We start from the raw sequence: 12,181 nt of genomic DNA, 5'->3' as shown, positions 1-12,181 counted from the left end.
CTTGTTCCAACAACCGATAAGTGTGGACGTTCAATTTGAAGCAGCATTTTTCCAGAAAGGAGGTGATCCAGCCGCACCTTCCGATACGGCTACCTTGTTACGACTTCACCCCAGTCACGAACCCCGCCGTGGTAAGCGCCCTCCTTGCGGTTAGGCTACCTACTTCTGGCGAGACCCGCTCCCATGGTGTGACGGGCGGTGTGTACAAGACCCGGGAACGTATTCACCGTGACATTCTGATCCACGATTACTAGCGATTCCGACTTCACGCAGTCGAGTTGCAGACTGCGATCCGGACTACGACTGGCTTTATGGGATTAGCTCCCCCTCGCGGGTTGGCAACCCTTTGTACCAGCCATTGTATGACGTGTGTAGCCCCACCTATAAGGGCCATGAGGACTTGACGTCATCCCCACCTTCCTCCGGTTTGTCACCGGCAGTCCCATTAGAGTGCTCAACTGAATGTAGCAACTAATGGCAAGGGTTGCGCTCGTTGCGGGACTTAACCCAACATCTCACGACACGAGCTGACGACAGCCATGCAGCACCTGTGTGCAGGTTCTCTTTCGAGCACCAAACCATCTCTGGTAAGTTCCTGCCATGTCAAAGGTGGGTAAGGTTTTTCGCGTTGCATCGAATTAAACCACATCATCCACCGCTTGTGCGGGTCCCCGTCAATTCCTTTGAGTTTCAACCTTGCGGCCGTACTCCCCAGGCGGTCAACTTCACGCGTTAGCTTCGTTACTGAGTCAGTTAAGACCCAACAACCAGTTGACATCGTTTAGGGCGTGGACTACCAGGGTATCTAATCCTGTTTGCTCCCCACGCTTTCGTGCATGAGCGTCAGTGCAGGCCCAGGGGATTGCCTTCGCCATCGGTGTTCCTCCGCATATCTACGCATTTCACTGCTACACGCGGAATTCCATCCCCCTCTGCCGCACTCTAGCCTTGCAGTCACAATGGCAGTTCCCAGGTTGAGCCCGGGGATTTCACCACTGTCTTACAAAACCGCCTGCGCACGCTTTACGCCCAGTAATTCCGATTAACGCTTGCACCCTACGTATTACCGCGGCTGCTGGCACGTAGTTAGCCGGTGCTTATTCTTACGGTACCGTCATGACCCGGGGATATTAGCCCCAGGCTTTTCGTTCCGTACAAAAGCAGTTTACAACCCGAGGGCCTTCATCCTGCACGCGGCATTGCTGGATCAGGCTTTCGCCCATTGTCCAAAATTCCCCACTGCTGCCTCCCGTAGGAGTCTGGGCCGTGTCTCAGTCCCAGTGTGGCTGGTCGTCCTCTCAGACCAGCTACAGATCGCAGGCTTGGTAAGCCTTTACCCCACCAACTACCTAATCTGCCATCAGCCGCTCTAGTAGCACAAGGCCCGAAGGTCCCCTGCTTTCATCCGTAGATCTCATGCGGTATTAGCTACTCTTTCGAGTAGTTATCCCCCACTACTAGGCACGTTCCGATGTATTACTCACCCGTTCGCCACTCGTCAGCATCCGAAGACCTGTTACCGTTCGACTTGCATGTGTAAAGCATGCCGCCAGCGTTCAATCTGAGCCAGGATCAAACTCTATAGTTCGATCTTGAATTTAAAGTCTTTCGACTGCTCACTCACTTGACGGAATCAAGAAGAATAAATTCTTCCTCATTACTGTTTTTGTGAGCGTTTGATAACTCCGAAGAGTTTTGTTCCGAAGAACTGGCTGCTTGCCCTCAAACGCCCACGCTTATCGGCTGTATTTTTTTAAGGAACCGAGTGCAAAATCAAAAATCCCGATCTTGAATCTCGTTGCTTGCTGCGATCAGCGAAGCCTTCTATTGTAGCACTGTTTTCACAGTACTTTTAAAACGTTTTTGCGTTTTCTTCTCACCCCTCAGCACAAGGAGGGAGAAGAAAACGCCTGGCGTGAGCCAGGCGTTTTGGCGTAAGAGCCTGACGATGACCTACTTTCACACGGGAACCCGCACTATCATCGGCGCAAAGTCGTTTCACTGTCCTGTTCGGGATGGGAAGGAGTGGTACCAACTTGCTATGGTCATCAGGCATAAACTTTTTGTCAGATTGACGGCGCCTCGATTAACTTCTTAATCTCGCTCACCTTCAGTCCAACGAATTCATAGAGTCTTCATCAGCTTTTCGATTGCGCCTTTTCGGCATAACTAGAACTTGCGTTCTGTCTTTTCATTTTTCCAGGCTTACCCAAAGTTATAGGGTCAAGCCGCACGGGCAATTAGTACTGGTTAGCTTAACGCATTACTGCGCTTCCACACCCAGCCTATCAACGTCGTGGTCTACAACGACCCTTCAGGGGGCTCAAGGCCCCGGCAGATCTCATCTTGAAACGAGTTTCCCGCTTAGATGCTTTCAGCGGTTATCTCTTCCACACTTAGCTACCCTGCGATGCCACTGGCGTGACAACAGGTACACCAGAGGTGTGTCCACTCCGGTCCTCTCGTACTAGGAGCAGGCTTCCTCAAATCTGCAGCGCCCACGGAAGATAGGGACCAAACTGTCTCACGACGTTTTAAACCCAGCTCACGTACCTCTTTAAATGGCGAACAGCCATACCCTTGGGACCGACTACAGCCCCAGGATGAGATGAGCCGACATCGAGGTGCCAAACACCGCCGTCGATATGAACTCTTGGGCGGTATCAGCCTGTTATCCCCAGAGTACCTTTTATCCGTTGAGCGATGGCCCTTCCATACAGAACCACCGGATCACTATGTCCTGCTTTCGCATCTGCTCGACTTGTCAGTCTCGCAGTTAAGCACGCTTATGCCATTGCACTATCGTCACGATGTCCGACCGTAACTAGCGTACCTTCGAACTCCTCCGTTACGCTTTGGGAGGAGACCGCCCCAGTCAAACTGCCTACCATGCACTGTCCCCGATCCAGATAATGGATCCAGGTTAGAACCTCAAACGCACCAGGGTGGTATTTCAACGTCGGCTCCATGCGATCTAGCGACCGCACTTCAAAGCCTCCCACCTATCCTACACAGATCCGTTCAAAGTCCAATACAAAGCTACAGTAAAGGTTCATGGGGTCTTTCCGTCTTTCCGCGGGGAGATTGCATCATCACAAACATTTCAACTTCGCTGAGTCTCAGGAGGAGACAGTGTGGCCATCGTTACGCCATTCGTGCAGGTCGGAACTTACCCGACAAGGAATTTCGCTACCTTAGGACCGTTATAGTTACGGCCGCCGTTTACTGGGACTTCAATCAAGAGCTTGCACCCCATCATTTAATCTTCCAGCACCGGGCAGGCGTCACACCCTATACGTCCACTTTCGTGTTTGCAGAGTGCTGTGTTTTTATTAAACAGTCGCAGCCACCAATTTTTTGCAACCCCTTTGAGCTCCGTTTGTACAACTTCACTTACTTGGGGTACACCTTCTCCCGAAGTTACGGTGTCAATTTGCCGAGTTCCTTCTCCTGAGTTCTCTCAAGCGCCTTAGAATACTCATCTCGCGCACCAGTGTCGGTTTGCGGTACGGTCGTCAATAGCTGAAGCTTAGTGGCTTTTCCTGGAAGCAGGGTATCACTCACTTCGTCTGCAAGCAGACTCGTTATCACCCCTCATCTAAGCCTGGCGGATTTGCCTACCAGGCACGACTACAGGCTTGAACCAACATATCCAACAGTTGGCTGAGCTAACCTTCTCCGTCCCCACATCGCACTATTGATCGGTACAGGAATATTGACCTGTTTCCCATCAGCTACGCATCTCTGCCTCGCCTTAGGGGCCGACTCACCCTACGCCGATGAACGTTGCGTAGGAAACCTTGCGCTTACGGCGAGGGGGCTTTTCACCCCCTTTAACGCTACTCATGTCAGCATTCGCACTTCTGATACCTCCAGCATCCGTTACCAGACACCTTCACAGGCTTACAGAACGCTCTCCTACCACTTGCAATAAATTGCAAATCCGCAGCTTCGGTAACTGGCTTAGCCCCGTTACATCTTCCGCGCAGGACGACTCGATCAGTGAGCTATTACGCTTTCTTTAAATGATGGCTGCTTCTAAGCCAACATCCTGACTGTTTTAGCCTTCCCACTTCGTTTCCCACTTAGCCCGTTTTAGGGACCTTAGCTGGCGGTCTGGGTTGTTTCCCTCTTGAGTCCGGACGTTAGCACCCGGTGCTCTGTCTCCCAAGCTGTACTCGTCGGTATTCGGAGTTTGCATAGGTTTGGTAAGTCGCCATGACCCCCTAGCCTAAACAGTGCTCTACCCCCGACGGTAATACTTGAGGCACTACCTAAATAGTTTTCGGAGAGAACCAGCTATTTCCAAGTTTGTTTAGCCTTTCACCCCTATCCACAGCTCATCCCCTAATTTTGCAACATTAGTGGGTTCGGACCTCCAGTACCTGTTACGGCACCTTCATCCTGGCCATGGATAGATCACTTGGTTTCGGGTCTACACCCAGCGACTAGTCGCCCTATTCGGACTCGATTTCTCTTCGCCTCCCCTATTCGGTTAAGCTTGCCACTGAATGTAAGTCGCTGACCCATTATACAAAAGGTACGCCGTCACCCCTAAGGGCTCCGACTTTTTGTAAGCATACGGTTTCAGGATCTATTTCACTCCCCTCCCGGGGTTCTTTTCGCCTTTCCCTCACGGTACTGGTTCACTATCGGTCGATGATGAGTATTTAGCCTTGGAGGATGGTCCCCCCATATTCAGACAGGGTTTCTCGTGCCCCGCCCTACTTGTCTGCAGCCTAGTACCACCGATCGGTTTTCACATACGGGACTATCACCCACTATGGTCGGCCTTTCCATGCCGTTTTGTTAACTGATCGACTATCACTGCAAGGCTCTTCCGAATTCGCTCGCCACTACTATCGGAATCTCGGTTGATGTCTTTTCCTCTGGGTACTTAGATGTTTCAGTTCTCCAGGTTCGCTTCGTGCACCTATGTATTCAGTGCACGATACCTCTTGCGAGGTGGGTTCCCCCATTCAGAAATCTCCGGATCAAAGCTTATTTGCCAGCTCCCCGAAGCTTATCGCAGGCTATCACGTCTTTCGTCGCCTATCATCGCCAAGGCATCCACCATATGCTCTTAGTCACTTGACCCTATAACTTTGGACTCTCTTAGCGAGAATCAAAGCCTGGTGTTCAAAGACTGGTGAGGTCTTGCACCTCACGCGTTATGCCGTAATGTGAATATCTTTGGCTGCATCTTTCAATGCAGCTTAGAGAATATTCGTCATTACTAGATAAATTTGCATTCGCAAAATATCTGTTTTGACGCAATCAAAATGTTGCTGGCGGCACGGTGCACAAACCTTGGTTTGCGCTTTCCACCAGCAACGCTGATTTCGACTCTATGAATTTTTAAAGAACAGCCAATTGATCGACGTTTCGATCAATACAAAAGCAGTCTTTGCAAGACTGCTTTTGTATTGGGAAGCCTTCGATTATAGCACCATTAGCGCTATCATTTTTGGTGGAGGATGACGGGATCGAACCGACGACCCCCTGCTTGCAAAGCAGGTGCTCTCCCAGCTGAGCTAATCCCCCGGGATCCTCTGACCAGATATTGGAATCTTGGTGGGTCTAGTTGGGCTCGAACCAACGACCCCTGCGTTATCAACACAGTGCTCTAACCAGCTGAGCTACAGACCCATTCCATGCAACCCGCTGTTACTCAGCAGGCCACCTGGCTTGTTCCAACAACCGATAAGTGTGGACGTTCAATTTGAAGCAGCATTTTTCCAGAAAGGAGGTGATCCAGCCGCACCTTCCGATACGGCTACCTTGTTACGACTTCACCCCAGTCACGAACCCCGCCGTGGTAAGCGCCCTCCTTACGGTTAGGCTACCTACTTCTGGCGAGACCCGCTCCCATGGTGTGACGGGCGGTGTGTACAAGACCCGGGAACGTATTCACCGTGACATTCTGATCCACGATTACTAGCGATTCCGACTTCACGCAGTCGAGTTGCAGACTGCGATCCGGACTACGACTGGCTTTATGGGATTAGCTCCCCCTCGCGGGTTGGCAACCCTTTGTACCAGCCATTGTATGACGTGTGTAGCCCCACCTATAAGGGCCATGAGGACTTGACGTCATCCCCACCTTCCTCCGGTTTGTCACCGGCAGTCCCATTAGAGTGCTCAACTGAATGTAGCAACTAATGGCAAGGGTTGCGCTCGTTGCGGGACTTAACCCAACATCTCACGACACGAGCTGACGACAGCCATGCAGCACCTGTGTGCAGGTTCTCTTTCGAGCACCAAACCATCTCTGGTAAGTTCCTGCCATGTCAAAGGTGGGTAAGGTTTTTCGCGTTGCATCGAATTAAACCACATCATCCACCGCTTGTGCGGGTCCCCGTCAATTCCTTTGAGTTTCAACCTTGCGGCCGTACTCCCCAGGCGGTCAACTTCACGCGTTAGCTTCGTTACTGAGTCAGTTAAGACCCAACAACCAGTTGACATCGTTTAGGGCGTGGACTACCAGGGTATCTAATCCTGTTTGCTCCCCACGCTTTCGTGCATGAGCGTCAGTGCAGGCCCAGGGGATTGCCTTCGCCATCGGTGTTCCTCCGCATATCTACGCATTTCACTGCTACACGCGGAATTCCATCCCCCTCTGCCGCACTCTAGCCTTGCAGTCACAATGGCAGTTCCCAGGTTGAGCCCGGGGATTTCACCACTGTCTTACAAAACCGCCTGCGCACGCTTTACGCCCAGTAATTCCGATTAACGCTTGCACCCTACGTATTACCGCGGCTGCTGGCACGTAGTTAGCCGGTGCTTATTCTTACGGTACCGTCATGACCCGGGGATATTAGCCCCAGGCTTTTCGTTCCGTACAAAAGCAGTTTACAACCCGAGGGCCTTCATCCTGCACGCGGCATTGCTGGATCAGGCTTTCGCCCATTGTCCAAAATTCCCCACTGCTGCCTCCCGTAGGAGTCTGGGCCGTGTCTCAGTCCCAGTGTGGCTGGTCGTCCTCTCAGACCAGCTACAGATCGCAGGCTTGGTAAGCCTTTACCCCACCAACTACCTAATCTGCCATCAGCCGCTCTAGTAGCACAAGGCCCGAAGGTCCCCTGCTTTCATCCGTAGATCTCATGCGGTATTAGCTACTCTTTCGAGTAGTTATCCCCCACTACTAGGCACGTTCCGATGTATTACTCACCCGTTCGCCACTCGTCAGCATCCGAAGACCTGTTACCGTTCGACTTGCATGTGTAAAGCATGCCGCCAGCGTTCAATCTGAGCCAGGATCAAACTCTATAGTTCGATCTTGAATTTAAAGTCTTTCGACTGCTCACTCACTTGACGGAATCAAGAAGAATAAATTCTTCCTCATTACTGTTTTTGTGAGCGTTTGATAACTCCGAAGAGTTTTGTTCCGAAGAACTGGCTGCTTGCCCTCAAACGCCCACGCTTATCGGCTGTATTTTTTTAAGGAACCGAGTGCAAAATCAGAAACTCTGATCTTAAATCTCGTTGCTTGCTGCGATCAGCGAAGCCTTGGATTGTAGCCTGTTTTTTACCAGACTCAAATCAAAGTTTGAAACTTTTTGTCAAGACCCAGAGGGTCTTGACAAAAAGAAAAAGCCTTTCGGCTTTTTCTTTGATTTGGCGGAAACGGAGGGATTCGAACCCTCGATGAGGCTCTACACCCCATACTCCCTTAGCAGGGGAGCACCTTCGGCCACTCGGTCACGTTTCCGGAATGACGCTATTGTAAACAGCTTTTTTGTTCGTTTTTGGAAAGTTGCGAAAATTATTCGCTTTTGTCCAAACCAAAGGCTGTGTGCAGGGAACGCACGGCCAGTTCCAGGTACTTCTCGTCGATCACGACCGAAGTCTTGATCTCGGAGGTCGAGATCATCTGGATGTTCACGCCTTCCTTGCTCAGAGCACGGAACATGGTGGAAGCCACGCCCACATGGCTGCGCATGCCGATGCCGACGATGCTGACCTTGGCGATATTGGGATTACCCACCACTTCGGAAGCACCCAGTGCAGGAACAACGCTTTCACGCAGCAGCTCCATGGCGCGCTGGTAGTCGCCCTGGCTCACGGTGAAGCTGAAGTCGGTCTTGCCGTCCTTGGAGATGTTCTGGATGATCACATCGACTTCGATGTTGGCATCAGCCACGGGACCCAGGATGGCAGCAGCCACACCAGGGGTATCAGGCACGCCCAGAACGGAGATCTTGGCCTCGCCACGGTTGAAAGCGATGCCGGATACGACAGCCTTTTCCATTTTTTCGTCTTCCTCAAAAGTAATCAGCGTGCCGGACTTGGCTTCTTCTTCCAGATCGATATCCCAGGGCGTGAAGCTCGACAGCACGCGCATGGGCACCTTGTACTTGCCTGCAAACTCCACGGAACGGATTTGCAGCACCTTGGAGCCCAGGCTGGCCATTTCCAGCATTTCCTCAAAGCTCACCGTACCCAGGCGCTTGGCAGCAGGCACCACACGGGGATCGGTGGTGTAGACGCCATCCACATCGGTATAGATCAGGCATTCGGCAGCCTTCAGGGCGGCAGCCACGGCCACGGCCGAAGTATCGGAGCCGCCACGCCCCAGCGTGGTGATATTGCCTTCGGGATCGATACCCTGGAAGCCGGTCACGATCACGACACGACCTGCCTCGAGGTCGGCGCGCACGCGCTTGTCATCGATGGACTCGATGCGAGCCTTGGTGTAGCTGCTATCGGTGCGCACGGGCACTTGCCAGCCTGCATAGCTGACGGATTCCATGCCTTCGGCCTGCAGCGCAATGGCCAGCAGCGCCGAGGATGCCTGCTCGCCAGTGGCGGCCAGCATATCAAGCTCACGATAGTACGAACTCTTGGCGTGGCTGGGAGCCAGTTCGCTGGCCAGACCCAGCAAACGGTTGGTTTCGCCACTCATGGCGCTGGGCACAACCACCAACTGGTGACCTGCCCGAGCCCATTTGGCCACACGCTTGGCGACGTTGCGGATGCGCTCTGTCGAGCCCATCGAGGTGCCGCCGTATTTATGAACGATCAGTGCCATTGGATACTAAAGGGTGACGAAACAGCAGCCACGGCGCAGATCACAAAGGTTTTGGCGCGCCGGCGGTTTTCGTACAGGTAAAAAAACCAAAACCTAGGAATTGTACCAACCGAGACTTGCCCCCTGGCGCTCCACAAAACCTCGCCCCACCTTGATGTGGATGCGGTGCCCTCGCGTAGTGCAAACGCCGAGCTGTGCCATGAGCTGCGCAAGCTGGGCCGCCGTCGGCGTCGTGCCATGCTCGGTGCGCAACCAATAACGCAGGACATTACCCAGACGCAGCTCGCTCAAACTCTGCAGCGCCTTGATGGCAGGCGGTACCCCCACCAGTTGCAGATCTGCCGCCGCCTGCTGGTCCAACAGCTGCGATGCCTGGGCACAATGGGCGCTGCTGCGTGCAAACGTGCTGCGAAATTGCGGAAAGACCTGCTCCAGCACCGGCAGCAGCTGAGCCCGAATGCGATTGCGCGTATAGCCCTGATCGGTATTCGTCGGATCCTCGACCCAGCTCAAGTCCCTCAGCCGCAACCAGTCGCGCAGCGCCTGCCCCGGCACCTCCAGCAAGGGTCTGAACCACTCCAACCCTGCTCTTTGCCAATGCCCTGGCATGGCCGCCAGACCGGCCACACCGGCACCGCGCGAGAGCGCCAGCAGCAAGGTCTCGACCTGATCGTCGGCATGCTGGGCCAGCGCCATGGAGCTCACCGAAGCCAGCGCAGTGCCCTGCGCATCGAGCCAAGGCTGCCGGGCCGCCTGAATCAGGGCCGCATAACGCCCCTGGCGCGCCGCATCTTCGGGACTTTGGCCTTGCACATTGCGCGCATCGATGGCGCAGACCTTGAGGGCAATGCCGTGCCGGGCACACAGTTGCTCACAATGGCGCTGAAATTCATCAGCTGCTGCCTGCAAACCATGGTGCACATGAATCGCCCTCACCTGCCCCGGCCAGCGCGCATGGCAAGCCAGAAGCAGGGCCGACGAATCCGCTCCGCCGCTGAAGGCCACGACCAGTGGCAGCTGCGGCTCAAATGCCGCCATCGCCGCATCCACCCGAGCAGCCGAGGCCCGCAACAAGTCAGCATCTGACTGGGCTTGCATGAACAACAGACTCCCTACTTTAAATTCAATAGCAGCTAGCGCTTACCCAGAAGGGCCTAGAAGCGCATCTCACCCCAAGCCTTTCGGCAAAAACAAATGGCTCCCGAAGGAGCCATTGTGCGCAAGCAGCATCAAGCCTGCGGGATCAGCGGTTGTCAGCCTTGGTGTCGGCAAACTTGCCATAGCTCTGAATGCGGTCGTAGCGACGATCCTGCAGCTCCTTGGGCTTGAGATCGGTCAACTGGCGATAGGCATCGCCCAGCGCGCGCTTGAGGAAGGCACCCATTTGCTTGTGATCGCGGTGAGCACCACCCACAGGCTCGTTGACGATCTTGTCCACCAGACCCAGCGCCTTGAGGCGGTGAGCAGTGATGCCCATGGCGTCCGCTGCTTCCTGGGCCTTTTCGCCGGTCTTCCACAGAATGGAAGCACAGCCTTCGGGACTGATCACCGAGTACACGGAGTACTGCAGCATCAGCACCTGATCTGCCACGGCAATGGCCAGCGCGCCGCCCGAGCCACCTTCACCGATGATGGTGGTGATGATGGGGGTCTGCAGCTGAGCCATTTCGTAGATGTTGCGACCGATGGCTTCGGACTGGCCACGCTCCTCGGCATCGATGCCGGGGAAGGCGCCGGGCGTGTCCACGAAAGTGAACACGGGCAGCTTGAACTTCTCGGCCGTCTTCATCAGACGCAAGGCCTTGCGATAGCCCTCGGGGCGCGTCATGCCGAAGTTGCGCAGTGTGCGCTCCTTGGTATCACGACCCTTTTGATGACCGATCACCATGCAGGGCTGGCCATTGAAGCGCGCCAGACCGCCGATGATGGACTGGTCATCCGCAAAGTGGCGGTCGCCGTGCATTTCGACAAAGTCGGTAAAGCACTCGCGCACATAGTCGAGCGTATAGGGGCGCTCGGTATGGCGTGCGATCTTGGTGATCTGCCAGGGGGTCAGGTCGCTGTAGATGTCCTTGGTCAGCTGCAGGCTTTTCTTGCTGAGCTGATCGATCTCTTCCGAGATATCTACTGCGCTTTCAGTCTGCACATAGCGCAGTTCTTCGATTTTGGATTCGAGTTCGGCAATGGGCTGCTCAAAATCCAGAAAGTTCTTTTTCGCCAACGTATTTCTCCTTGTGCCAGCCTGTTGCAATCCTTGCAATCGGCCAGTGGACAGATGTCATCAAGCCACAGGCTGCGCCTCGAGCGAGCGCCAAATATACCAAGTTGCAACCGTACACCACGGTTTCCAAGCCTCGGCAACTTCACGGGCATCGCTGCGACTGACAGGATCGCCCGAAAAATGATTGAGAGAGATGCCCTGTATCAAACCGGCATCGTCCAGAGGCAGCACATTGGGCCGCCCCAGACAGTAAATCAGAAAATTCTCGGCCGTCCAGCGACTGAGACCGCGTATGGACATCAGCTCGGCAATAATGACTTCATCGCTCATCTGAGCCCATTCATCCATGTGCAGACGGTTCTCGGTGAAGTGCAGAGCCAGATCGACCAGATAGTCCACCTTGCGGGCCGACAACCCCACCGCACGCATATCGTCCACCTTGAGCCTGAGCACCTGCTCGGGCTGCATGGCAGCAGGCAGCCTAGCGAACTTGTTCCACAAGGTCTTGGCGGACTTCGCCGAAATCTGCTGCCCGATAATGGAGCGGGCCAATGTGGCAAAGGCCTGTTCCTGCCCGCAAGGCAGCAGCGCCTGGCTGCCGAGTTGCGGAATCAGGCGCTTGAGCACGCGATCGCGGCGCATGAGCTGACGACAGGCCTCAGCCCAATAGGCGGGCACACCATCAGGCAAATCCAGATGGACCTTTGGAGCAGCTGCTTTGGACGTGACTGCCTGCTTTGCAGTTGTACCCGCAGGCTGAGCAATGGCTGCAGCCCCCAAAGGCGCCACAGGCAAAGGCGCAGCCGGCCCCATGGGCACGGGCAGATCAGCCACCAGCGGCAGCTGTTCAAACTCCATGGTGTCCAGATGCTTGGCCGCACTCATGCGCGACTCTCCGCACTGCTCACACAGTTGATGAGATATTGCAT

The 12,181-nt window shown here is 54.4% G+C and carries 4 protein-coding genes, 3 tRNA genes and 4 rRNA genes; all 11 read right to left on the bottom strand.

All coding sequences use genetic code 11. From position 1 onward, the window contains the following. Nucleotides 1-55 precede the first annotated feature (55 nt). Nucleotides 56-1,588, bottom strand: a 16S ribosomal RNA gene (locus CTR2_RS06290). A gap of 352 nt (nt 1,589-1,940) precedes the next feature. Beyond that, nucleotides 1,941-2,053 (bottom strand): 5S ribosomal RNA (gene rrf, locus CTR2_RS06285). 166 nt (nt 2,054-2,219) lie between these two features. Further along, nucleotides 2,220-5,097, bottom strand: a 23S ribosomal RNA gene (locus tag CTR2_RS06280). A gap of 371 nt (nt 5,098-5,468) precedes the next feature. Then, nucleotides 5,469-5,544 (bottom strand) — tRNA-Ala (locus CTR2_RS06275). A gap of 28 nt (nt 5,545-5,572) precedes the next feature. Next, nucleotides 5,573-5,649 (bottom strand) — tRNA-Ile (locus tag CTR2_RS06270). Between the two features lie 93 nt (nt 5,650-5,742). After that, nucleotides 5,743-7,275: ribosomal RNA gene (locus CTR2_RS06265) — 16S ribosomal RNA — on the bottom strand. Together the 16S, 23S and 5S rRNA genes with 3 tRNA genes alongside form the textbook arrangement of a ribosomal RNA operon. Before the next feature lie 343 nt (nt 7,276-7,618). Beyond that, a tRNA-Ser gene (locus tag CTR2_RS06260) sits at nt 7,619-7,711 on the bottom strand. Between the two features lie 54 nt (nt 7,712-7,765). Beyond that, nucleotides 7,766-9,031, bottom strand: a complete 1,266-nt coding sequence (locus CTR2_RS06255; protein ID WP_003057587.1) for an aspartate kinase — start codon at nt 9,029-9,031, stop codon at nt 7,766-7,768. Nucleotides 9,032-9,124: 93 nt separating this feature from the next. Continuing rightward, nucleotides 9,125-10,129 (bottom strand): tRNA lysidine(34) synthetase TilS, encoded by a 1,005-nt coding sequence (gene tilS, locus CTR2_RS06250; RefSeq protein WP_409021384.1) that lies wholly within the window; start codon nt 10,127-10,129, stop codon nt 9,125-9,127. A gap of 145 nt (nt 10,130-10,274) precedes the next feature. Then, entirely contained in the window at nt 10,275-11,252 is a 978-nt protein-coding gene (locus CTR2_RS06245) for an acetyl-CoA carboxylase carboxyltransferase subunit alpha (RefSeq protein ID WP_003057594.1), read from the bottom strand. A gap of 60 nt (nt 11,253-11,312) precedes the next feature. Further along, nucleotides 11,313-12,137 carry a Fe-S cluster assembly protein HesB gene (locus tag CTR2_RS06240; RefSeq protein ID WP_087084684.1) on the bottom strand — a complete coding sequence of 275 codons (825 nt, stop codon included), beginning with the start codon at nt 12,135-12,137 and terminating at the stop codon, nt 11,313-11,315. Nucleotides 12,138-12,181 lie beyond the last annotated feature (44 nt).

It is taken from the genome of Comamonas thiooxydans, assembly GCF_002157685.2.
Lineage (GTDB): Bacteria > Pseudomonadota > Gammaproteobacteria > Burkholderiales > Burkholderiaceae_C > Comamonas > Comamonas testosteroni_H.
This window is presented reverse-complemented; position numbering and strand designations above follow the sequence as displayed.